21 protein-coding genes are annotated in these 24205 nt (G+C 65.1%); 6 read left to right on the forward strand and 15 right to left on the reverse strand.

The features are described 5' to 3' along the window. The first annotated feature begins 291 nt into the window (after positions 1–291). Positions 292–1680, forward strand: coding sequence for a phosphatase PAP2 family protein (locus AC5P65_RS10505; RefSeq protein ID WP_180832468.1), 1389 nt, complete (start codon positions 292–294; stop codon positions 1678–1680). 115 nt (positions 1681–1795) lie between these two features. Here the strand turns inward: AC5P65_RS10505 and AC5P65_RS10510 are convergent, their stop codons facing one another. From AC5P65_RS10510 to AC5P65_RS10565, 12 genes are all read right to left on the reverse strand, one after another. Further along, complete coding sequence (locus AC5P65_RS10510; protein ID WP_111101912.1) at positions 1796–2167, reverse strand: hypothetical protein; 372 nt, start codon at positions 2165–2167, stop codon at positions 1796–1798. A 461-nt stretch (positions 2168–2628) separates the two neighbouring features. Then, positions 2629–3264 (reverse strand): TraX family protein, encoded by a 636-nt coding sequence (locus AC5P65_RS10515; protein ID WP_180832470.1) that lies wholly within the window; start codon positions 3262–3264, stop codon positions 2629–2631. A 155-nt stretch (positions 3265–3419) separates the two neighbouring features. Further along, on the reverse strand, positions 3420–4202 hold the full coding sequence (locus AC5P65_RS10520; RefSeq protein WP_111101910.1) for a fimbrial biogenesis chaperone: 783 nt from the start codon (positions 4200–4202) through the stop codon (positions 3420–3422). A gap of 39 nt (positions 4203–4241) precedes the next feature. Next, complete coding sequence (locus AC5P65_RS10525) at positions 4242–5267, reverse strand: fimbrial protein (RefSeq protein WP_180832472.1); 1026 nt, start codon at positions 5265–5267, stop codon at positions 4242–4244. A gap of 137 nt (positions 5268–5404) precedes the next feature. Continuing rightward, complete coding sequence (locus tag AC5P65_RS10530; protein ID WP_111101908.1) at positions 5405–6427, reverse strand: fimbrial protein; 1023 nt, start codon at positions 6425–6427, stop codon at positions 5405–5407. A 27-nt stretch (positions 6428–6454) separates the two neighbouring features. Beyond that, positions 6455–9094 carry a fimbria/pilus outer membrane usher protein gene (locus tag AC5P65_RS10535; protein ID WP_495215563.1) on the reverse strand — a complete coding sequence of 880 codons (2640 nt, stop codon included), beginning with the start codon at positions 9092–9094 and terminating at the stop codon, positions 6455–6457. Between the two features lie 29 nt (positions 9095–9123). Then, positions 9124–9870, reverse strand: a complete 747-nt coding sequence (locus tag AC5P65_RS10540; protein ID WP_111101906.1) for a fimbrial biogenesis chaperone — start codon at positions 9868–9870, stop codon at positions 9124–9126. Positions 9871–9950: 80 nt separating this feature from the next. Beyond that, a complete protein-coding gene (locus AC5P65_RS10545) occupies positions 9951–10508 on the reverse strand; it encodes a fimbrial protein (RefSeq protein ID WP_111101905.1) in 558 nt (185 codons plus the stop codon). A 165-nt stretch (positions 10509–10673) separates the two neighbouring features. Next, positions 10674–11357 (reverse strand): outer membrane protein, encoded by a 684-nt coding sequence (locus AC5P65_RS10550; RefSeq protein WP_180832477.1) that lies wholly within the window; start codon positions 11355–11357, stop codon positions 10674–10676. Positions 11358–11431: 74 nt separating this feature from the next. Continuing rightward, on the reverse strand, positions 11432–12361 hold the full coding sequence (locus AC5P65_RS10555) for a hypothetical protein (protein WP_180832479.1): 930 nt from the start codon (positions 12359–12361) through the stop codon (positions 11432–11434). Between the two features lie 190 nt (positions 12362–12551). Continuing rightward, a complete protein-coding gene (locus AC5P65_RS10560; protein ID WP_146268403.1) occupies positions 12552–12755 on the reverse strand; it encodes a hypothetical protein in 204 nt (67 codons plus the stop codon). 95 nt (positions 12756–12850) lie between these two features. Then, a complete protein-coding gene (locus tag AC5P65_RS10565; RefSeq protein ID WP_495215564.1) occupies positions 12851–13639 on the reverse strand; it encodes a LuxR C-terminal-related transcriptional regulator in 789 nt (262 codons plus the stop codon). Here AC5P65_RS10565 and AC5P65_RS10570 point away from each other — a divergent pair. Next, a complete protein-coding gene (locus tag AC5P65_RS10570; protein WP_180832483.1) occupies positions 13598–14254 on the forward strand; it encodes a response regulator in 657 nt (218 codons plus the stop codon). The two genes, AC5P65_RS10565 and AC5P65_RS10570, sit on opposite strands and share 42 nt — an antisense overlap. A 26-nt stretch (positions 14255–14280) precedes the next feature. Here AC5P65_RS10570 and AC5P65_RS10575 read toward each other — a convergent pair whose 3' ends face one another. Continuing rightward, positions 14281–17661 carry an ATP-binding protein gene (locus AC5P65_RS10575; protein WP_180832485.1) on the reverse strand — a complete coding sequence of 1127 codons (3381 nt, stop codon included), beginning with the start codon at positions 17659–17661 and terminating at the stop codon, positions 14281–14283. A 32-nt stretch (positions 17662–17693) separates the two neighbouring features. Next, the gene (locus AC5P65_RS10580; protein WP_180832487.1) at positions 17694–20375 is read right to left on the reverse strand and encodes an ATP-binding protein; all 2682 of its coding nucleotides are present in this window, start codon (positions 20373–20375) and stop codon (positions 17694–17696) included. Between the two features lie 203 nt (positions 20376–20578). On the opposite strand from AC5P65_RS10580, the gene AC5P65_RS10585 reads away from it, so the two are divergent. Further along, complete coding sequence (locus tag AC5P65_RS10585; RefSeq protein WP_206621585.1) at positions 20579–21430, forward strand: hypothetical protein; 852 nt, start codon at positions 20579–20581, stop codon at positions 21428–21430. A 55-nt stretch (positions 21431–21485) separates the two neighbouring features. On the opposite strand, the gene AC5P65_RS10590 is transcribed toward AC5P65_RS10585, so the two are convergent. After that, positions 21486–21911: an organic hydroperoxide resistance protein gene (locus tag AC5P65_RS10590; RefSeq protein WP_180832489.1), complete on the reverse strand. Its 426-nt coding sequence runs from the start codon at positions 21909–21911 to the stop codon at positions 21486–21488. A gap of 248 nt (positions 21912–22159) precedes the next feature. Between AC5P65_RS10590 and pip the strand changes: the two genes are divergently transcribed. The 3 genes from pip (at position 22160) to AC5P65_RS10605 (ending at position 24204) form a co-directional block, all read left to right on the forward strand. After that, complete coding sequence (gene pip, locus AC5P65_RS10595) at positions 22160–23107, forward strand: prolyl aminopeptidase (protein ID WP_180832491.1); 948 nt, start codon at positions 22160–22162, stop codon at positions 23105–23107. Between the two features lie 206 nt (positions 23108–23313). Continuing rightward, positions 23314–23613 (forward strand): EF-hand domain-containing protein, encoded by a 300-nt coding sequence (locus tag AC5P65_RS10600; protein WP_021202331.1) that lies wholly within the window; start codon positions 23314–23316, stop codon positions 23611–23613. Positions 23614–23904: 291 nt separating this feature from the next. Further along, positions 23905–24204 carry a hypothetical protein gene (locus AC5P65_RS10605; protein WP_005413574.1) on the forward strand — a complete coding sequence of 100 codons (300 nt, stop codon included), beginning with the start codon at positions 23905–23907 and terminating at the stop codon, positions 24202–24204. Position 24205 lies beyond the last annotated feature (1 nt).

Genomic DNA, 24205 nt, shown 5'->3' on the forward strand with positions numbered 1-24205 from the left:
CCGGCGACGTTCTCGCCAATGGCATCCACGCATGGCGTGGATCTACTGGGGCTTGCCACCGCCCGGGTAGGTGCCAACCTTGGTTGGCACTGCAGCATGCATCCACGCATGGCGTGGATCTACCGAAACCCAGTAGAGCCAGGCCATGCCTGGCTGATACCGTGGCGATCCGCCAAACATCCACGCATGGCGTGGATCTACTGAAGCGCACTGTCGGATTCGTACGAATCCGATAGTGTCCTTCCCGGCCGGACTGCACCATCGGCGTGACCCTCCTCACGCGGTGGTGCCATGCGCCTTCCAGCCTTTCCTTCGTTTGCCACGTCGTTGCGATACGTGCTGCTCGCAACACTCCTGCTCGTACCCCATCTGGCCAGCGCCGCCTCGGTCTGCGTCATGCGTTCGGGCGAGCGCATGCTGCTGGTGCAGGATGTCACCTCGCGCTGGCAGCTGCCCGGCGGAACAGCAGAACATGGCGAGTTGCCGCAGCACACTGCCATCCGCGAAGCGCTGGAAGAAACCGGGCTTGTCGTCGCCACCACCGGCCTGCTGGACGACGAGGCGGGCGTGCATGTCTTCGCCTGCCGCGCCCTCGAACCGGTCCAGGTGCAGGGCAATGCGGTGAACCTGCTGGATGCGCCGCACCTCGGGCGGGAAATCATCCAGGCGCGCTGGGTCGGCCGCGACGAGGCTCGTACATTGCGCACGCGGTTCCCGCAGCAGCTGGACCGCGCGTATCAACAGCTGCATGCGGTACCCCTCAGCGAAGTGCAGACCGTCGAGCGCTTCGCGCCGGTATCGGCGTTCCGGCAGGCCGAGGTGGATCGCGTGCAGCGCACCCAGCAGTGGCCGGTGCGCGGGCTGGCGGTGGTTGGCAACATCCTGGGCGAATTCTGGTTCTACCTGCTGGCGATGCCGGTGTTGTGGGTGGCGTTCGGCGCGGGGGCAACGCGCCTGATGCTGATGGCGTTGATGGTGGTCACGCTGGCCGTGCAGAGCATCAAGGTCTTCGCGCCGGTGCCACGCCCCTTCAGCTTCGACGCCACCCTCAGCCTGGCCGGTGCCGCCGGCCCTTCCCTGCCCAGCGGGCACACCACCAGCGCTACCTGCTTCTTTGTACTGGCCGCGCTGTGGTTGTTGGCACGCCAACACATCACCGGAGGGTTCAAGCGCGGGGCAGTGCTGGGCGTCGCGCTGATGGCCGGGGTGATCGCCGGAATGGCCCGGGTCTGGCTGGGGGTCCACTATTGGAGCGATGTTGCTGCCGGGTTGCTGTTGGGTAGTGCGATCGCAGCGGGAATCCATGCGTTCGGGACATCGCTCGCACGCCACGAACAGCCGGCGGTGCGCGAGCGGATCTGTTGGGCTGCCATTGCCTCCGCCAGCCTGGCCGTGGGTGTGGCCTGGCAGGCCGTGCCGCTGCTATTGCCGTTCTGCGTAGCAGCCGCCTGCGCGGTGGTGCCACGTGCAACCCAGGAGCGAGCGACGGTGGGATCTGCGGCATTGCTGCTGGTCGGCCTGCTGGTGCTGGGTGGCGTATGCCTGCCGATGGCCCAGCACGTCGAGCCATTCGTGCTTGCGGCCAGCCTGCAGGCGCTGGTCTACATGGGGCTGGGTGCCTGGGTGGCCTGGGGCGCGGGCGCCGTTACCGCCTTGTGGCCGATGAAGCACCCACGGTAGCGTCCACGCATGGCGTGGCTCTGCTGTAGAGCCGAGCCATGCTCGGCTGCGTATTGTCCGGTGAGCCGAGCGTGGGCTCGGCTCTACATGAACAGCATCCACGCATGGCGTGGCTCTACTCGGGGTGCAGGCGGAAGATGGCGTGGTTGGTGAGCGCCAGTGCTGCCAGCTTCAACCCTTCCATCACGCGATCGCCTACGTAGTGTTCCGGGCCACCGTTCTGGCGGGCGCGCTCGGCGGCCAGCAGGATTTCGTTGACGATGCGCAGGCCGGCCAAGGCGCCATCGCTGTCGGCCAGGGCCAGGCAGCGGCCCGGCAACTGGTGGCGCTCGGGCCAGGGCTGGCCGTCGGCGGCCACGCCGCAGCCGATCTGGTGCAGCAGCGCGATCAGGTTATTGGGGTCGGGCTTCGCGGTGTCGTCCTCGCCCTCTTCGGCATTGGCCGGGGCGTAGTGCGCGCGCAGGTGGGGAATATCCGATGCGTTCATGGCTGGTCTCCGTACAGGGATACGGTGCCACCGCCCTTAACAAAGGCGGCGGGACGGTACGTGGCTGGAAATCCGGTGGTCGCGTAAGCACTAACCGGCAGGTGGGCTATCGTCCACCTCCACGCACCGCCCGCCATAAAGCAGGGACGAATTGCCAGCCGGCGCCGCACAAGGCGACGCCGGCTGGCGTGCGCAAACTACACGCGACCAACGGGGTTTCCAGGCCCCGGCCACCCGTTTTCGGTGGCAATCCATCATGCACACACCGGGCTTGCCATGAGCAAGCGCTGCGGTGCACATACGGAGACATTCATGCAGCGGGCGGCATTGTCGCATACCCGCAGATGCCTGTGTTTCAGGGGTTTGGGCGTACGAGCGTGCGCAATCAAGCCCCCGCCTCCCCTGCACCCGCTCCGCGCCATCCGCCGCCCTTCAAGCCAACGGGAACGTCAATCCCGACATCACGAAAGCACATGGGCCAGCAGCGCCAGCACTGCCAGATGCCCCACGTAGTAGCCATAAAACACCCAACGCCAGCGCGGGATGCGCCATTCCACACGCGCCAGCGCCCAGGCCACAGGAATGGCCAGCAACGCCCAGCCGTTGTGATTGGCCCAGCACACCGCCGCAAAGCCGATCAGCAACAGCCACCACGCGCGGTGCCGGAACGCGATCCAGCCCAGCACCACGAAGCCGACGCCGGCCCACTGGTAGTCCACCACGGCCGGCAACACCCCTGCGGCCAGCAGCAACAGTAGTGGCCGGTTGCGGGCCAGCGCGAACACCGCCAGCGCGGCTACGGTGAAGGTCAACAGGATGTTCAACGGCAGCCAAGCGCCGAAGGCCAGCGCATGCAGCGGCTGCGCGACCAGACCCCACAGGCCCAGACGGCGGATCGACCTGACCAGGTCGGCGCCTGGCCGGGCCAGGTTGCAGGCCATCACCAGTGCGAACAGCGGAAACGCCAGACGGCCCAGCTCGCTCAGCACTGGCACGTACCCGCCGCAGAGCACCTTGGCCACGTGGTCGCCGGTCATGGACAGCAGTGCCAGCCATTTCAGCGCTTCGATGGCGCTGCTGGTGAAGGCAGGTTGCATCGGGGCAGCAGGTGTGTCTCGGACAGGTGCGCGGGTCTCCATCTGGCGATTATGGACAGGAGACTCACTTCAAGGGAGGGCAACGATCACCGTCATCACCGTTCCTTCCCGTTCGGCGGACATCCGGGCCTGGGCCTTCGACCGCAAACGATACGTCAGGGGCGGGTCGCCACGTCCAAAGTTCGAGTGGCCGGGTGCAACTGCCCGTCGTCATCGATCCACTCGATGCGAACGTTTCGTGGATTTGCGGGAGCCTCGGCAGGCACTGCAATATCCACAGCCTGTCGAGGCGGCACTGCAGGATTGTCCAGTTCAACTTCGTTGCCGGTGTCACCCAAAGTAATGCGGCCCAGGTTGAAGTAGAACGGTGTCGCGTTGGTTACCTTCAACGCGCGCCGCTCTCCGTCGCCCTGCAGGGTGAAGGTGATCCCTTCGGTGCGATCCACAGGAGGCTTGGGCAGTCCTGCCGGCCGATACAACACCTTGTACCGGCTGCGCACCATGACATTGAGCTCATTTTCTCCGCTCTGGCCCGATTTCGGTGGCACCGCCATCACGTTCAACCAGTAAAGATGCTCCCGGTCGTCAGTGGGTGCCTTTTCGCGCAGTTGCAGTACACGCAGCTGGTTCTTCTGCCCGGGCTCCAGCCGCAGCAGGGGCGGACCCACGAGGAACGGCGCAGAAGAGGCTTCCGGCGCCTGCTCCGCGTCTTCGTCACCGATCCACGCCTGCACCAGCACCGGTACCTCGCTGGCATTTGTCAATGCAACTGCAACCTCCTTGCTGCTGGCCGGGAACACCACCCGGGTGCCATCCATAGCTACCTGCGCCCAGGCCGCCACGGGCACCACCGTCAATACCGCCCCCACTACGATCTGACGCCAGCGAGCGCAGGCAGACCGGCCACTATCAGTTTCGGTTCCAACCACGCGAATCATCTGCAGGGATCCTCTGGTTTCCAGTTCAACGGCACACTCTCATGGATAATCAATGCGGAAACGCACCGTAGCGTTCGCGTCACCGGGAATCAGATCCGCAGTCTTCACCGCAATGCGGAAGTAGCGTGCGCCAAATTTCTCAGAGCGAGCACCATCGGCCGCACTGTCGCCAAACCAGTAGGCCCTATCAAGATCGATGGGTTCACTAAAGATCCCCAGCAGTTGAATGCCGACACCTTTAGCCCCCCCCTCCACATTCACAATGCCCCGGCTACGGTCAAAGACCGTGGTAGTACCTGCTGGCTCCACAAAGTAGCGGACCCGACCGGCACCCGTTTCGCACGTTAGATCCACGGTGAACTGGCGGGTGGCGCCGTAGGAATCCACCGTTGGCAGGCGGGTGACTGAAGTAAGCCCCATCGGCACTGTTTTGGATGCAACACGGCAGAGCGGTCGATGGTCCACTTCAAGAGTCATTGCACTGAGCCGGTGTTGCTGGCGGAATCTGTCACTGCTCTGGAAATGCTGCATGTCCAGCACGTGCTGCCCCGGCAGCGCGTAGCTGTCTGGCATGGTGTTTCCGGTCTTGATGAAGCGAATGGCGATCAGACCGGAATTAACCTTGTTGCTGGCCGGACCTGACCGCACCCTCTCTCCGCTGCGTATTGCCCCATAGAGATACGAACCGGCTGAAGCCGGGTCAGCGCGCACTCGGATCACCATACCGATGCCAGGGGCGCCCGTCTCGAAGACACTATAGGTACGCCCCCCCTCGTGGTATGTACCCGCTTCCGGCAGGACGCCGATCTGGTAATTGATGTACGGCGCCCCGCCGCTGGTACCGCAATTCATGTACTCCTGAGCACCCGAGTCAATCCAGGGGCCCAGTGCTTCGCCAATCTCCACCGTGTTGGCTACAACGCGGGTTGTTGCCGGCAATGGAAAGGTAAACTCCGAGCCCCAGGAAATGCAGGCAGCGGCCGCCATTCGAGGCAACAGAAGCGCCACGATGACCAGTCCTGCCTGCAATCCACTATAGATATGCCTTCCGAGACTGCCATTCATGATCCCTTGCCTCGCTCCCGATTCAGTGAACCCATCGGTGAAGGGGGACTAGCAAGGTCGCCTGCCCCAGCAGCCCCCAACCTAACGGCTAGTGTCGCCGCAGATCATAAAGCATCCAGTATCGTCCGGCAGGGGGGTCAGGGGTAGTCCACGCGGAAGCGGACTGTGGCATTGGCATCGCCAGGACTCACATCCTCATTCTTCACAGCAGTACGGAAGTAGCGCGCACCAAAATCCTCACTGCGAATCCCATCTGCAGCGCTGTCACCGAACCAGTATGCGCTGTCGAGATTGATGGGGTTGCCGTCGATACCCAGCAACTGGATGCCGATGCCATTAGCCCCGCCTTCCACATTGGCAATACCCCGACTACGGTCAAAGATGGTGGTGCCACCTGTAGGCTCTACGAAGTAGCGCACTCGTCCGGCGCTCGTCTCACAGTTCATTTCGACGCTGAAGCGGCGAGTAGATCCATAGGTATTGACCGATGGCAATCGAGCGACCGCGGTCAAGCCCATCGGCACGGTTTTGGATGCTACATGACAGAGGGGGCGATGGACCACCTCCAACGCCATCGAACTGAGATGGTGTGCTTGCCGAAATTTGTCACCCCGCTGATAGTGCTGCATGTCCAGCACATGTCTTTCCGTGAACGTGTAATGCCCTGGCGTGGTTGCGCCCGTCTTGACGAAGCGGATGCTGATGAGGCCGAAGTTCCGCTTGTTGTCAACCGCTCCCGCCCGTACCCGCACCCCTTCGCGAATTGCAGCGACAGGATTCGACCCGTAGTCCGGGTCAGCTCGAGCGCGTACGACCATTCCGATCCCGGCGATGCCTGTATCGAAAATGCCATAGGTACGTCCCCCCTCTTGGTAGGTGCCCGTTTCCGGAAGAACCCCAATGTGAAAATTCTCCTGCAATATTCCGCCGGACGGCCCACAGAAGATATAGCCCTGTTCCCCCGTGCTGATCCAAGGCCCGATTGTTTCACCGATTGCGGCAGAATTTGCCACAACGACGGCTCGAGCTGGCAGCGGAAATGTGTATGAACCCCAATCGGGAGAGCAAGCTGCAGTGGCCAGTCCAGGCAGTGCCAAGGCTGCGAACGTCAACAATGCGGCGCAGCTACGGTGGGTGGAATTTCTTGAAGCAGTCTTCATTAGTTTCGTCCTCGATTTGATCGCCGACTACTTGGTGACATCAACCAGCCTGCGCTCCTCACCCGGCGCACAGCTGCTCTGATGCAACACACCGGCCTCGACGCCACGCAGGTCATACGGAATGCGGCACTGGTCTGAGACTGCGCTGCCGTAGCGCACCGTCAGTTCCCCTACCTCTTCAACACCGCGCACCCACAGGCGGCTGCTCTGGCCCACCACGCCGACCACATCACCGGCTTCATTGGTCACATCGTTGCCAAACGGCAAGGGCTTTCCATCCGGCAGCAGCGCCTCGATCAATGCGCTGCGCCCCACCTGGGTTGGCAGCACCATCCGCACCACTGCACCGGCATTGGGTACAGCCGAAACGGTCCCCGAACTCAGCTCGACATCCAGCGGCAGATTGGTGGGATCCACATCGAACGCGTTTCGACGGAATGGAGACAAATAGGGCAATACGGCATAGCCACGGGCATCGGTTTTGACGCCGGTCATGCTGTCCAGCGCCGCACCTGCCGCACCCGGGATGTGCACCACGCCCACGGTTTCCCCCAGGCGCTGGGCCAGCGTGAGGCCGCCCGCGTGCAGCACCAGGCCACCACTTGCACCCATACTTAGCTGACTGGTGGAGCCACGACGGCTGTAGCCACCGCTCACGTATACCGTAGGCATTTGGTAGTACGCGCCCAGGTCGTAACTTGTCTGGCCGCCGTCGCGACTGACCGATGCGTTGTAGTTGCCCAGATACTGCTCACCAATGGCACCAGACACACCTACGCGCTGCGTGCTCCGCCCATTGCTCTCGCGACTGATGCTGGTATCCAGGCGCGGTGCCGCAGCCGGTACGCCCAGCGGAACGCTGTAGCTCAGGTAGAGGCTGTTGCTGGTATGGCTGACGCCGCCGGAGAACAGCGACGACTCGGTCGCCCGGCGGGCGCTGACCGAATAGGTGCCCCGCCCCAGTCGATTGCTATAAGTCGCAGAGAACGATGTCTGACGGCGGTTGTCGGACCAGTAATCGGTCATACTGCCGGTGAAGTGCAGCGTACCCTTGCCCTCAGTAAGGCGCTGATTGACGGTCAGGTCCAGACGGCTGCGCTGACGGCCCACAAGATCGTAGCCATCGCTCAGGTCCTTCTGGGCGCGCAGGCGGATTGCATCACCCAGATTCAGGAAGTCGCTGGTCGAGTAGCGATAGGCCGCCAAGGTGATGTTCGTGCTGTCTGAGAACAGCGCCTTGTTGAAGGCCACGCGATAGGACTGGCCACGGCGCCGCTCGCTGGCCACCCCATCCGCTCCCGGAAGACGAGCATCGCTGAAGGTGACGTCACCGGAGAACGCGCCCAACGGTGTATTCCAGGCAGCGCCAAGTACCGCCCCGGAATAACCTTCCGCAACGGTCAGGCCAGCATAGCCGGTGAACTGATTGCTCAGGCCACGGCGCAGGGTGGCTTCCAAGAAGCGCGGATTTTCCCCGCCGAAGTCGTCACGGAGTTCACCTGCGGTGACACTGAAGCGCTGCTGGCCCGGCCGCAGCAGCTGCGGCATGGCGGTGAATGGAATGGTGAACTGCTCTACCCGGCCATCGGCTTCGGTGATCTCCACTTCAATATCGCCACTGGAGCCGGCCGCATGCAGATCATCAATCTCAAACGGGCCCGGCGCTACCGTGGTCTCGTAGATCACATAGCCACGCTGGCGGATGGTGACGCGGGCATTGGTCTGCGCCACACCGGTAACAACCGGCGCGAAATTGTTCAGCGTATCCGGCAACATGCGCGGGTCGCTGCTGATGTTCACGCCCCGGTAGTTGACACCCTGCAGCATGTCGCCGTTCGTCGACGACTCGCCCAAGGTCAACTGCGCCCCCCACTTCGGCAGGTTGCGCTGCAGGTAGCTACGGCCAGCCGCATAGTCGGTACCGGCAGCATCGGTGTGCTGCAGATAGCCACTATGACGCAGACGCCATTCGCCCAGATTCAGGCCCGCGTCGACCGTCATGCTGGTGTGGCTGGCCTGCTGGCCACCATTACGCTGCCGATTGTGACTAACGCTATACCCAAGTGTGGCCGCGTTGATGCCCTTTTCCCAAAGCGCAGGATCCACCCAGCCGCGCGGGGTACGCAGCAGGTAGATCTGGGGAACCGAAATGACCAGGCTCTGCTCGCCTGAATCGAATTCGGCCGACGCACCCGGCACATAATCCGAGAGAGGCCGACAGGCTGCCCCGGTGGGCAACGGCAAAGGACTGGCAGTGCCCGCTTCCGGCGCATCACGCATTGCGTCCAGGCGCGCATGATTCAGGCCCAGCATTTCAAAGAGCGCCGGGGTCAGGCAGATGCGGACAGCATCATCCTCAGCAACGCGCGCCACCAGATCCAGCCGCCCGACCAATGTGCCATTGAGGAGGATGTCGGCGTTGTAGGTACCCGGCAGCAGGCTGCCTTGCTCGAAACGCTCCAGATCGATACCGCTGGCATTGCCGAACAGCATGTCCGCACTGAACTCAACGTTGGGCGCAGCGAAAGCCGACACCGGCAACAGCGCTGCCACGACAGCGGCAACCAAGGGTCGGCGTCGCGAAAGGGTGTGCTGGGGATGACGGTTCATGTCGAACTTCCTTGGGCATGAGGACGCCTGCCCCGTCCATAACCGGACAGGCGCCACTCAAAGAATGGGAATCGGAGGTTGCGGGCTCAGGGGTTGCGCAGTGGCACCGTGTGCTCGATCAGAGCACCATGCTCGCTGGCAAACTTGAACTTCACGCTTCCAGAGCGTGCATTTGCGTCACCCGGTAGTGCGAAGTGCTGCGTGGTCAGAGGAGCAATCATGGCAATGCCCTTCGCTTCCGCGCTGTTGTTGCCGTTGATGACCTCGGCACGAATCAGGCTCACGTGAAAGACACTGGGGTTTCGCACCTGCAATGCCCAGCCACCTTGGTGCGGCACAACCGACCATTCCAGATTCTCGATCACTCCGCTGACCGATTGCTTGGCCAGCGACTGCGGGCGATAGAAGAGCTTGATTCGGTTGCGCACTGAAATCTGAAGCTGTGCCGAGCCTGACCCACGCTTTTCAGCGGCCGGAGCGTCCAGGATATTGAGCCAGAATGCCGACTCACGGTCCTGCGGCAACTCGCCACCGATTTGGCGCAGGCGCAGCACCTGGCTCTTTCCTGCGTCTACACGCAGCAACGGTGGTAATGCGACGAACGGAGCACGCGTGGTGCTTGGGTCGGCCTTGACGTTGATTTCATCCACCCAGACCTGCACCAGGCTCGGGACCTGCCCGGTGTTCTGGATCCGAACGGACGCCTCCTTCATGTCGGCCGTGTAGATTACCCGGGTGCCTTCCACCACCACGTTGGCATGCGCCACCAGCGAGGTGGCAAGCAACGGCATGAGAGCAGCATAGCGAAGGGCGTTGCGGAAGAAGGTCTTCATGGCACTGTCTCCTGGATCCGGATGGCAGGACCGTGAGGTTCATGACTCACGGCCCTGCGCTCACCCGTCTGTGGGTCAGATCAGTAGTTCTCGACGTCGAACATCAGCTGCGAGGTGAAGCCACCCGCCTTGGTAGCGCCTGCTGCAGCCGTGGCCTGATAGCGGGTGGCGAACTCGTATTCGAACTCACCCGAAGCCTTGGTCGCTTCCAGCTCGGCCGTCTGCAGATTGATTTCAGTCTCGGTGCCAGATTCGATGCGCGACAGCTTCAGTGCGACATCGGACGCCGGGTCATCAACTGCATCGGTATACTGATTCGCGAGGTGACCGTTGGCGTTGACGGTGCTCTTGTAGACGTAGAGCTTCGCAGTGTCCTTGTCACAGGCCGCGCCGGAACCGGTGTCGGCCGACAGCTTGATCTTGAAGGTACGCTTACCGGCGTCAGGGCCATCGACAGCGCCGACAGTGACGTCCGGCAGTGCCACGGTGGCAGTGGAGCCGCCGCCGTCGCCGATTTCCACCTTGCAGGTGGCAGCCACGATCTTGCCGGTGAAGGTAATGGTGCCATCAGCCGCCGAGGCCGAAGCAGCAGCACCCAGCGAGAGCGCGGCGGTCAGAGCAATTGCAAGCTTGTTCATGATGTTGAATTTCCTGTTGGGTTTGGTTTTTGGCGTTCAAGCCGCGCTGTGCTGGGCCTGAGCGAAGGGCATTCCCTTCGAGAGGAAATGCTAGGGATGCCGGGCATTTCCAGGCATAGGACAACGACTAGTTTTCGCTGGCCCCACCCTGCCCGGCCGATCGGTTCAGAATGCGTAGCGCACGCCCAGCGTCACTTCGCGCGATGCCAGATCCAGCTGCATCTTTTCGTCCTGCAGGCCGCGCGCGTTGGCGAAGCGGTTCCATCCGCTTTCGGTGGTGCCCAGGTCCGTGTAGCGGTAGCCCAGGTCCACCGTGGTGTTGGTGCCTGCCGCAACCGAAATGCCTACGCCCGCCGACCACGCCAGTTGCGTGCGGGTGGACTTGCCGTACTGGCGGTTCGGGTTGCCCTGCCAGCCACCGGACTGCAGGTGCGACAGGCCGGCGCCGGCCATGCCGTAGACCGACCATGCATCGTTGATGGCGATATCGCGGTACGCGTTGAGCATCAGCCGCTGCGAACGCACGTCGTGGTTGTTGAAGCTGGTAGCAAAGGCGCTGGAGCCGCTGGTGTAGGTGTCGGTGCGGCGAACCACATACTCACCTTCGGTGCGCCAGCCATTGCCGTGCGCGTAGCCGAAGGCCGCCGAACCGGTGGCGAAGTGCTGGCGCTGGTCGCCGGCGACGAACTGGCCGATGCCCGGGCGGGCACTGGCATCCATGTTGCGGGCCTGGTGGTGAGCGTCGATGACGCGGATGCTGGCGTAGTAACCCGCGTCGTCGCTGGCCAGAGCCACTGCAGGCACGCAGATCGCTGCCGCGACGCAGGCCGCAGAAAGAAGGGTCTTCATGTGATACCTCGGTGAATGAGTCGATACGAACCCAGGCCGCTGAGCGGCCTGGGTGGTCTGCGTGCGACGGCCGGTTACTTGACGCGCTGGTGGATCCAGCGGCCCTGGGCACCATCGAAGCGGAAGACGTAGCGATGGCCCTTGCGGATCAGCGCACTGTTCTTCAGATCGGTGTTTTCCGCCGACACGCGGGTGAACTGCGCAGTGTCCAGATTGGTGAACTGGTAGACGTCACCACAGACCGCTTCGCGCGGCAGGCGCATCTCCTGCGGCAGCAACGGGTCATCGGCAGGGCTGCTCAGGAACACATCGGTCCAGCGCTTGGCCGGGGTCGGCAGCGATTCGGTGGCCTGTTGGCGGCCATTGCCCAGGCGCACGTACCACACGCCATCGGCACCGTACACGAACGCGCAGTTGCGGCCCGCTTCGCAGGTGCTGGCACTGCCCTGCGCCTGCACGCCGCGCACCGTCACGTCCGCACTGGAGGCGTTGGCCACCACCAGCAACGAGCCGTTGCGGGCCAAGGTCGGCAACTGCACAGTTGAAGCACGCTTGGTGTCGTACAGGCCAACCTGGGTGAGCGTGTGATCCGAGTCTGGAATCTGCAGAGTGTCGGTGTTGCGGCCGGTCACCAGGCGCGCGGTCAGCCCACCCACCACGTCCCAACGGCTGTAGGCCGCGCTCCAGCGGAACTCGGCATTGCTCAGGCTGTCGACCGGGATATGGACCTGCTCTTCAAACACGGTCTTCCGGGCGTCCAGAATCGCGTAGCTGTCGGCCAGCGAACTGAGCGTCACGCGGTCACCGGCCTGCGGGCGCCCCGGCAGGGTGACGATACGGGCGAAGTCATCCTCCGCCAGTACGAAATTCAGGTGCGAATAGCCTGAGGGCATCTTGCCGCTGCCGCCATTCGTGCCCGGGGTCAGGTAGCCATCCGCCGCGGCGGCGGAAAGCGGGGCGACGCATGCCAGCACGGCAGCGCAGAGGAGCTTGCGTGAAATCATGATGTCTCGCTGTTGATGGGTGGAATGCCGCTCCACCACCTTCGTGGCGGTCGGCATCCGAGACAATGACGTCGACTTGCCGCTCAATCTGTCTGACGAGTACGATTTTCACGTACGCTTCACATTTGTAGCAGAAGGGGAAACCGGAACCGGCATGCAGCCCTCATTTGCTGCACGCTCAACCGCAGATCTACGGAGAGCCGGGCTCGTCCTCATGGCAGGTGCAGGGTTCGATCACGAAATTCGGCCATTGACGCCGGAGCTGCCTGCGCTGCGCTGCCGAGGCGTACAGGTACTCATTGAGCTGCTCAAGGAATCGCTTCTGCGCCTGTGGCTTGAGCTGGGCGAAGCTGGACATCAAGGCAGCAATGTGGCCATCAAGCGGGCGTGGCACGGCGGCTCCGGTGTGGAAGGACAGGATTCTCCCCACCCTACCGCTTGGATCTGGCGTAGCCATCGGACGATGCCTGTTTTGCGCATGTTCCAGCATCAATCGGATCCACCACGCCGAAGGTGCGAGGCCTGCGATGCAGAGACCAGGCCTTCGCGTACGGCATACTCGAATATGTCCGACGTGCGCTTCAGGCCCAGCTTGCGCATGGCCGAGTGTTTCTGCGTGCTGATGGTCTGGCGGCTGCGTTGCAGCTGTTCGGCAATTTCTTTCTGCGAGCGCCCCTCGGCGATCAGGCGCAGCACCTCGGTTTCGCGCTTGGTCAGCGCTGCCGCCGATACCGCCTGGTCCAGGCTGCCGATCTGGCGCTCGATGTCAGGCGAGAGATAGCCTTGACCCTTGTGTGCTGCCTGGATGGCGCATACCAGGTGATCGATGAGATCGGTCTTGGCCACGATGCAGCTTACTTCCGCGCGGCGCAGGCTGGTCAGTATCTGGGTGCCGCCAATGCCGGTCAGCACCACCAGCGGCACCTTGGGAAAACGGCGCTTCAGGAACCCCAGCAATGCCACGCCATCGCCATACTGGCCGCCGGGCATCGAAAAGTCAGTGACCGCCACATCGACGGGAGTACCACTCAACGCCTCGACCAATGACGTAGAATCGGTGGCGCTGGCGATGATCTGGATGCCCGGCACCTTCGCCAGTGCCTCCTGCGCACCGGCGATGACGACCGGGTGGTCATCGGCCACGACAATGCGAATGCTCATGCAGTAGTTTCCTTGTGTATGTGCGACCGGCTGTTGAACCACTTCCATTCCACCAGACCCAGGGAACAGCGCCCCATGAATCATCTGTTGATCCGCGTGGCCCTTGCTGACGACCACCCGGTGATCCGCTTGGGCGTGCGGGCCGCGCTGGATGAGGCGCCGGCCATCCAGTGCATTGGCGAGGCCAAGGATTCGTCCGAGCTGGTGAAGCTGCTGGAACAGGCCGAGAAGGACGACGCGCCCTGCGACGTCGTGGTGACCGACTATGCGATGCCGGGCGGCGATCATGGCGATGGCCTGGAGCTGCTCGACCATCTGCAGTCGCGCTTCCCGGACCTGCGCATCGTGGTGATGACCGGCCTGGACCAGCCAGGGCTGCTCAACCGGCTGAACAGCCTCGGCGTGGCAGGCATCCTCAGCAAGGGCGATGACCTGCAGCATGTGGCATCGGCGGTGATGGCGGTCTATGCGCAACGGCGCTACCTGTCGCCCAGCGTGGCCGAGCACCTGCAGCATCTGGAAAAGCGTCGCGTGACTTCGCTCTCGCCCAGCGAGAAGAAGGTCATCGCCCTGTTCATTTCCGGCCTGAGCGTTGCCCAGATCGCGACGGCCCTGGGCCGCAAGAAGCAGACCGTCAGCACGCAGAAGATCAATGCCATGCGCAAGCTGGGCATTGCCGGCGATGCCGAGCTGCACACTTTCGCGGCCGATCTTGGCCTCAAGGCGGACTGAGCGCCCCGCCACTCTACAGCACGCCCTCATGATTCCCGCTCCAGCCTCTCGCGGTAGGCCTGCAGGCAGGCCGACAACGCAGACTGCAGCGTGTCGAGCGTGCCCGGGTCGACCGTACGGCCATCACGCAGCTGCTGCTCAACCTCGCCGCACTGCGCACCCAGCTCCCGTTCGCCGATCATCTGCAGCACGCCCTTGAAGGCATGCACGCGATCCAGCAGGCGCTGCGCATCGTTGTCGCTGCGAGCCTCGGCAATGGCGGCCAGGTCCTTGTCGCCGGTTTCGACGAACAGCCTTCGGATGGCGACAGAGATCCCTCGGGGGCCCCCGGTCTCCGCTACGACCGGCGACTCCTGCACAGGTGGGGCAATCGGCCGCAGTCGTGACAACCCCGCCTCCAGCCGTTCCAGGTTCAGGGGCTTCAGCAGCAGATCGTCGATGCCGGCCGCCAGGCAACGCTCGCGCTCACTGGCCAACGCGGTGGCGGTGATCGCCAGGATCGGCAGCGATTGGCCACGTGCACGCAGTTCCCGCGCCAGCGCGTAGCCATCCATGACGGGCATGTTGATGTCTGTCAGTACCGCCATGAAGGCATTGTCACGCCAGAGGGCCAGTGCTGCCTGGCCATCCTCGGCAACCTCCACCGCGTACCCGAGTTCTTCCAGCTGCTGCTGGATCAGTTCGCGGTTCACCGCGTTGTCTTCCACCAGCAGCACGGTGCCCCGCGACCGCGTGGGTGCTGCCGCGGTTACGGCACGTTCGGCGGCCGGTGCGCCGTCACCTTCCAACGCCAGCAGCAGTGCATCGCTGGCATAGCAGGTGACCTCAACGCGCGTACCGTGTTGCTCCGGCGTCAGCGGGCCCTGCGCATGCGCAAGCACGGTACGCCGATGCAGTGCCTGCAACTGCTGCTCTTCGTCCTCGTTCCATGCCCGGTGATCGCCGACGATCAGCAGCACATCGCCGCTGTCATCCGCATTCGGCCGATCCAGCGCGGTCACGACCGCGCCCCAGGCCTGCAGCACGCGCGTCATTTCGGCGCGCCATTCCGGCGTGGTGGACAACACGGTCACCTGCTGCCCCGCCAGTGCCGCCGTGGCAGGCGGCGCCGCCTGCAGGCGCACCGGCAGGGTCAGGGTGAAGCTGCTGCCCACGCGTTCGGTGCTGTCCACGGCCACCTGCCCGCCCATCGCCTGCGCCAGCTGCTGGCACAGGGCCAGGCCCAGCCCGCTGCCACCGAAACGGCGCGAGACGCTGGCGTCGGCCTGCTGGAACGGCTGGAACAGCTGCGCGGCCTGTTCGGCACTCATGCCGATGCCGGAGTCGATGACTTGCACCCGCAGCACGCTGCCCGCCTCCGCCGGCCGCAGCTCGGCGCGCAGCAGGATTCGCCCGGATTCAGTGAATTTCACCGCATTGCTGACCAGGTTGTTGAGGATCTGGCGGATGCGATGCGCATCACCGATGCATTGGTGGTCCGCCGGCGCTTCCACGGCGTAGTAGAGGCGTACGTTCTTGCGCAGCGCATCGGGCGCGTACAGCAGGGCAACGCTTTCAATCAGCGGGCGCAGCGCGAACGGCGCCGGTTCCACGTCCAGCTGGCCGGCCTCGATCTTGGAGAAGTCCAGCACGTCACTGATGATCCGCATCAACGCATCGGCCGAGAAACGGATGCGATCCAGGCGCTCGCGTTGCCCGGCCTGCAGCGGCGAGCGCGCGAGCAGTTCCAGATGGCCCAGCACACCATTGAGCGGGGTGCGGATCTCATGGCTCATGGTCGCTACGAAGGCGGACTTGGCCCGGTTGGCGGCCTCGGCCGAGTGCCGGGCCGACTCCGAGTCTTCGCGCGCCCGGCGCAGGTTGTCTTCCAGTTCGCGCTGCGCGGTCACGTCACGCATGGCGCAGACCCATACCGGCTGGTCGTGATAGGTGGCACGCGACAGACTGACCTGTAGCTGGCTGCCAGCCCCGCCCTGCTCCGGCGACCATTGCAGCTCCACGATCTCGTCTTCGGCCGCATTGCGCCCCAGCTCCACCAGGCGTGCATACAGCGGCGTAATGCCCTCGTGCCGCGGCGATGCGCCCGCCGTACCGCCCACCAGGTGGCGCGCGGCCTCGTTCTGCAGCAGCGCCGCCCCGCTGTCGCGCGCCAGCAGTGCCAGCCCGATCGGCGCGGTGCCGATGATCACCCGGCTCAGCGCCTCGCTTTCGTACACGCGCGAGGCATCGGCCAGCGCCGGGGTGAACACGCGGCGGTCGATGCGCCGCAGCAGCCACCACAACAGGCCGATGATCAGCAGCGCACTGAGCCAGCGCGCCAGCAGGTAATAGCCTTGGCTGCGCCAGATATCGCCCCAGTCGTAGACATGGCTTAGGGTCCAGTTCACCCCTGGCAGGCTGCAGGTGAGGATGAAACGGCCCTGCACATACTCGCGCTTGGGCTGGCTGGCGGCCGTGCCGCCCAGCGTACCCAGCAGGATGGCCTGATCCTGCGCGGACAGGCCGCCAGTGCTGAACACCACCTGCTGGTTGCTGGACGCCACCAGGTAGCGCCCCTGCTCGCGGGACTGCAGGCGGGCGCGGATGTTGTCGATGGACTCGAACACCACCCGGCGGAAGTACGGGGTGGTGCCCTCGGCCATGGTCACCATGCCGATCAGGGCCGGCTGGCCAGTCAGCGGGTTGGTGCCGTAGTGCGACAGCAGGCGCCCCTCGCGGGAGGCGGCGCGGATCGGGCCCGGCCGTGGCGCCAGTTTGCGGATCTGCGGTTCGTTGCTCAGCAGCCGCGCAAACGCCTGGCGCCGGGTCGGTACACCCAGCATCTGCAGCAGCTGGGCCTCGTCACGCACATTGGCCACCGCCACCAGCCGCCCCTGCGGCTCGTAGGCGTACATCAGCACCGGACCACCTGCGTCCTGGGCGGTGATCGAATCTGCGGTATAGGCGGAATAGATATCCACCATGCCGAGGTAGGCACGCAGCTCGGCCTCGGGCAGCGGGTTGTCGCGCGCGCCAAGCACCAGCCATGGCACGGCGGTACGGCCCTGGGCACGCACCACCACCTCGTCACCCTGGCCGTGGAAGCGCTCGGCCAAGGGTGTTCCCACGTGCTGCAGGGCCGGGCGCTGGTCGCGCCACAGCACGTCGTTGCCATTGATGGATGTGGCGTACGCACGGTCGCGCTGGAACAGGAAATAGTCCACCGCGGCGCGCGCTTCGCCGAAGGACTGCCGTTCGCGCGCGTGGAACTCTTCCACATCGGCCACCGAACTGACCAGTGTGGCCAGCAGCACCAGCACCGCGATCAGGACACCGCCGCCCAGAAGCAGGCGCCGCCGCAACCGGCGCAGGTCGTCCAGGCGTGCGGCCGCCCGGCCCGTACCGTCTGCGGTGTCGGCGTCTGCCATGACCTTGATCCTCAGCTGAGTGCACATGCAATTTATCCGATTGCGCCAACAACTGACGTATTCGACTCTGCGAGGCCGGGGCCTGCCGTCAGTGCCTGGCGCAGGGCCTCGCTGGCGTAACAGGACACTTCAACGCCACGGGGCAAGCGGTGGGGTCGCAAAGGTCCCTCCCGACCGACCCAGACCAGTGGGTGGCCCGCGTCCTGCACGGCCTTCAGCCCTGCTGGGGAAGGCTCGAAGACCACCACCGGCGTGCCTGCGCGCAGATCACCCAGGCCACCCTCGGTGCCCGGACAAAGCAGCCTGACCTGCCCGCCCCAGCCGCGCAGCCGGCGTTCCAGTTCACCGCGCCAGGGCCCTGCGGCGGCCAGCAGTCCAATCTCGCGGCCAAACAGGGGCAGTGCTGGTGGTGTGGTGATCGAGGTCAACAGGGGCACTTCGAATACGAAGCGGCTGCCGACACCCGTGGTGCTCTCTACCCAGATGCGCCCTTGCATGCGCTCGCACAGCTGTTGGCACAGGGCCAGGCCCAGGCCTGAACCGCCAAAGCGCGACAGGATGCTGGCGTCGGCCTGCATGAACGGCTGGAACAGGCGCTCGCACTCGGCTGCGGTCAAGCCGATTCCTGAGTCGGTCACGTCCAGGCGCAGCCGCGCCTGCCCTCCCTCGCGGCGGCAGGCCAGCCGCAGCTGCACGCGGCCAGAGGCCGTGAATTTCAGCGCGTTGCTGGCCAGGTTGCGCAGCACCCGTTCAATCGCCGCCATCGGTGCCACGGCCACCTCCGGCACCTCCGGGTCCACCACGCAGTCCAGCTGCAGGCCCTTGGCCTGCGCCATTGGCGCATACAGCACCGCCACCCGTTCCAGCAGCGCCGCCGGCGCGAACCGCTCGGGGTTGAGCGTCCATTGCCCGGACTCGATGCGAGACAGGTCCAGCACGTCGGTGATGATGTCCATCAGCGAGTCGGCTGACTGGCGCAGGCGGATCACCCGTTCCAGCTGTTCCGGATGCAGCGCCGCACGGGCCAGCAGCTCCAGATGGCCGATGATGCCGTGCAGCGGGGTACGAATCTCGTGGCTCATCGCGGCAACAAAATGCGACTTGGCCTGGCTGCAACGCTCGGCCTCGCGGGTGCGCTCCTCCTGCTCCCGAAGCGTATGCACCTGATCGGTCACGTCTTCCACCACCAACAGCACACTGCCCGGCCAGGTGCGGCCACCCGGCCGCAAGCGGGCGCGATGGTGCCGCAACTGGCGTGCGTCGTGGATCGAGGGTAGCTCGCTGTCGATCAGACCCGCAGCGGCAGGATCGTTGCGTAGTGCCGCTTCACACAATCGCGGCAACAGGCGGGCGCCTGTCCCCAGGTCCATACGGCGCAGCGTTCCGTTCTGGTCCTGTACCGCGCCGCTGCGTGCGTCCAGCAGTGCCACACCCACAGGCAGGTGTTCGAGCAGCTGCTGCAGGCGTTCATCGCGCGCGTAGATGTGCTGTACCTGCTCCAGCGCCGGCGTGTACATGCGTCGATGCAGCCATATCAGCAAGGCCCACAACAGCGCCAGCGCCGCCATCAACAACAGGCCACCGGCCACCAGCACCGGCGCGATGCCCTGCAGGATGTCGCGCCAGCAGTAGGTCTCCACCAGCGTCCACGGCGTGCCGGCCACACCCAGCGCCAGGGTAAACCGGCCCTCATGGAAGCGCGCCCGGGTGGCATCGCCCAACAGCACCCAGTCGCCCTCGGACAGCGGCGACTGCGGGGCGGCGCCCGGCTCGCTGGACGCCAGCACGCGCATTCCGTCGCGGTCCACCAGCGTGATATGCCCCTGGCTGTTGCGCCGGAGCAGCGCCTGCAATCGCTCGATCGGCTCGTAGGCAACGAAGGTCGCAATGGGCGAGGCCCCGTCCAGGGCCTGGAACACCGATACCAGCGACGGCTCACCGCTGATCGGGTGGCGCGCGAACGAGCGCCTTGGCTGGCCACGCTGGGTCACGCTTTCCAGCAGCGGCACCTGGTCATGGCTGGAGGCCGGTGCCAGCAGTTGTGCCGGTGCACGCAGATGTTCGAACACCTGCTGCCGGGAGTCGACCGCCAGCGCGTCCATCAGGCTGCGCTCGGTCAGGCCCCTGTCCAGTGACAGGTACTGGCCACTGGGATCGAAGAAATAGGAGGCACTGGCGGGCTCACCGTCGGTGGTGCTGGCGGTCAGGCGCTGGATCAACGACACCGCCGCACTCAACTGCAGATACCGCTGAAGTTCGGCGGCTGGCCAGTCAGCCGTGGCAAGACCCAGCGCCATCTGCGGGCGGCTGCGGTCATCGGCGACCACCATCAGCCGCTGGCCGCCCTCGAGGTAGGCCCGGCGCATGGCCTGCGGCGGCGTATCGCCCAGTGAGATATTGCGCCCCCACGCGTAGCCCGCCATGTTGGCCACGCGCGCGTAGCTGGCATCCTGCCGCGCCAACTGGATCTGCAGTGCATTGTGCGCGCGGCGGAAATCGGCAATCCGACGTGCTTCGAACCGGTTCACCTGCACCACCAGCAAAGTGATCAGCACGCTGATCGAGAGCAGGCTGAGCACGGCACCGCAGGCCAGCATCAGCCGGCGCGGGTAGCGCTTCAGCGCACGCAGCTCATCGGCATCGGTGGCAGCTGCACGTGCACCTGGAAGGGCGCGGAACGGATCAGCAGCAGTGGAAGGAGCAGGGGGGCGCATGAGCGTGGCCAGGGGCGACCGGAGCGTTTGGGTGGATGAAGAGCATGCAAGCCGGTGTTCGCCGCAGATGTAGGACGATGTCCAAAAGAGCCGGATGCGGTGTCGCATTCGTCCTGATGTGAACGCCACATTTCGAACTTGTCCGGTTCTTCCCCATGGCGACGTTGCCGAAGCTGGGTTCCTCTGTGAAGAAGGGCCACGCAATGACGTCACGACGACTGGGAGAACTGCTGTGGGCGCTGCGCCTGATCGGCCACCATGCCGGGCTGGAAGCGGGCTGCGCGGCGGCAGCCGTGCTGCCGCTGCGGGTGCACGCCCGGCTGGCGGAGTGCGCTTTCCGGCAGTTCGGGCCCTGGCTGTGCAGGCAGCGCCTGAACCGCACGCGGCACGCCCTGCTCCGCCTGGGCTGCCCCCCCGAACATGCTGCCAACCTGGCCCCGCACGTGCTCGCACGAGACTGGCTGCGCCGTGTCACCCGCAAGCGGCTGCATGCACTGCCTTTCGATGCACAACAGCAGTGGCTGCGCGGCATGCTCTGGCGTGATCCGCAGGCGCTGTGGGCCGCCGCCGGCGGGCGGCGCCGCGTGGTCTGCCTGCTGCCCAGTGGTGACCCGGAGCTGGCGATGGCTGCCCTGCTCGATCGCCCCGGCGCGCCCGCACACTACTTCCTCAACAGCCCCCATCGCGAGAACTCGCCGCCACATCGCGCGTTGAAGCAGCTGCAGCGCCGCGGCCACAGGCTGGACATCGGCCAGCCAGGCCAACACGGACGCGCATGGCGTCAGCTTCGACAAGGCGCGACCGTGCTGACCGTGCTGGGCCCGGAGCTGCTGGTGGCATCGTCGCCGGAACCGGCGCCGATCCGCCTGGCACGCCTGGCCGGGGTGCCGCTGATGCTGCTCGGACATCGCCAGGAGACGTCCGACGTCGGCACTGTGCACGTGCTGCGCGAATTTGCCCCGCACGAACTGCACGCCGGCACGCATGCCCTCCAGAGCGTGGCGCGCGCCTTCCTGGCCGATGCGCCGCACGACTGGCCGGATCTGGACCGGTAAAATGCAACGGCCGCAGCGTTGCCACTGCGGCCGCGGCTGCCCTTGAGCCGTGGCGTCAGGCCAGGATCAGAGCGACATTGATGTTGTTGCGGGTGGCGTGCGAATAGGGGCACACCACGTGTGCCTTGCGCACCAGGTCGTCGGCCACTTCACGGTTGACGCCCGGCAGCGATACGGTCAGGGCGACGTCGATGGCAAAGCCGGTGCTGACCGCGCCGATGCCCACGCGGCCGGTGACTGCCGCAGTGTCCGGAAGGGCCACGTGTTCCTGCCCGGCCACATAGCGCAGTGCGCCCAGGAAGCAGGCCGAATAGCCGGCGGCGAACAGCTGCTCCGGGTTGGTACCCGTGCCACCGGTACCACCCAGCTCCTTCGGCGTGGACAGCACGATGTCGAGCGACCTGTCAGACGACGTGGCATGACCCTCGCGGCCGCCGATAGCGGTGGCCTGGGCGGTGTAAAGGATCGATTCAATGCTCATGGAAGCTCCAATCAGAAAGGGTGGTCAGGTGCCCGCACATGCGGCACCCCTGCATCCTGTAGGGTGATACCCGGCACTTCCATCGGACAGCGACGATTGCCAATGCGTGGTGCGTCGACCTGCAATGGCCGTAGAGACAGCACGCATTGCTCATCCCGGATGGATGGCCTGGCAAAGAACACGCGTCAGCCCGTGCCGTGCCCCTTGCTGCAGCGCTATGCTGCCCGAAGTCCCTGAAGGCACCTGCCATGCGCTCTCTCTACCCCGCCATCGAGCCCTACCGCCAGTTCACCCTGCAGGTGAGCGATCTGCACACGCTGCACATCGAAGAGTGCGGCACGCCGGAGGGAATCCCGGTGGTGTACCTGCACGGTGGCCCGGGCGCTGGCATTTCACCCACCCATCGCCGCTTCTTCGACCCGGCGCGCTACCGCATCGTGCTGATCGACCAGCGTGGCAGCGGCCGCTCCACGCCGTTTGGCGAACTGCGCGACAACACCACGCAGGACCTGGTGGCCGACATCGAGAAGGTGCGCGAGCACCTCGGCATCGAGCGTTGGTTGGTCTACGGCGGCTCCTGGGGTTCGACGCTGTCGCTGGCCTATGCACAGGCACATCCCGAGCGCGCCACGGGCCTGATCGTGCGTGGTGTGTTCCTCGGTCGTGAGATCGAGAACCGCTGGTTCGCCGAGGCCGATGGCGGTGCGCGCTGGATCTTCCCGGAGCGCTGGGACCGCTATGAGGCTTATATCCCGGAAGCCGAGCGTGGCGACATGATCGCGGCCTACTGGACGCGCATGGATGGCCCGGATCAGTCAACCCGCATCGAAGCCGCGCAGGCCTGGTTGGGCTGGGAAGACAACGCCGCCACCCTGCAGCACGACGTGGATGCGCAATCCACCGATGATCCGCTGGATACGCTGGCCAAGGCTCGTATTGAAGCGCACTACTTCCGCAACGGCATCTTCCTGGAGCCCGACCAGCTGCTGCGCAACATCAATCGCATCCGCCATCTGCCCTGCGTGATCGTGCAGGGGCGCTACGACATCATCTGCCCGCCGCGCAGCGCCTGGGATCTGGCCAAGGCATGGCCGGAAGCCCGGCTGGAGATGGTGACCTCCGGCCACAGCGCGAACGAGCCGGCCACGGTGGATGCGCTGGTGCGGGCGACGGACGCCTTTGCCGACCGTTTCTGAGCAGATGGTAGTGCCGGCCGCTGGCCGGCATGCCACCGTTCGAGGGTTGCGTCGACTCCGCGCAATCGCTGCTGCGCGGCCCGGTGAATGGCGGCCCACCGGCAACGGCCCACGGCCCCATTCTTCGCAGCCCGCTTACAGCCCCGCGCAGAAGATCCGGCGGTGACCACCGCACCGGTGGTTCGCCCTTTCCTCAGGAGCACACCATGACCGGTTATCGCTGCCTTCCCATCGCTCTCTCGCTATGTGGGGGCCTGCTGCTGGGCGCCTGTTCCAATCCCCAGGAGGCCAGCAAGGCCACCGCCGCCGAGGACGTAACAGAAGTAAGGCTCATCCCTGCCTACGAATCGCTGGACAAGGACAAGGACGGCATCGTCACGCTGGCCGAGGTGGATGCCGTGGCACCGGACTGGGCCGAACGACTGCACGCCTGCGACACCGACCGCAACAAGACGCTGAGCCGCGGCGAGTACGACGTGTGCAAGCAGACCAGCGCTTCGCATTGATCCATCATTGAGCCCTCGACTGGCGCTGCGCATGCCGGCTATACCAAGGTATAGCCGGGCTAACCCACGAGCCTCTAGGCCTGCCCCATTCAGGGGCGGACAATAGCGCCACTGGCCAGGGCAACCCTGGCTGGCACCCTCCCCTCATGGAGACGCAGATGGACCCCGACCCTGCTGGGCGCACCGCGCCCCGGATGACCGCTTGTTGCCTGTTCCTGGCGCCTGCCCGCCGGTCCCTGCCTGCCTGAGTGACGGGGGACCGCCAGGCGCCGCCTGTCTGGAGATCGCCCCATGTCCTACAAGATCCTCTACATCACCCTGCGCCGCCTGATCGGCGAGCGCGATGTTGCCGCCCTGCGCAGCCAGCTGCTGCAGCACGGCCCGGTCATGTTCGCCCGTTCGCTGTCACTCGGTTCGCCACGCGTGGTGGCCGACGCGCTGTCGCTGCTGCCGATCAGCGAGCGCATCACCGTGCTGCGCCACCTGCCCTATCCCCTGCGCGATGCAATGAAGCCGCTGTGCATCGGCGGCAGCCAGCGCCTGCACATGCAGCCGTGGTCGCCAGCAGTGCTGGCGATGCGCCACGCCTGAT

The organism is Stenotrophomonas sp. YJH_SMC_48-3 (assembly GCF_059369375.1).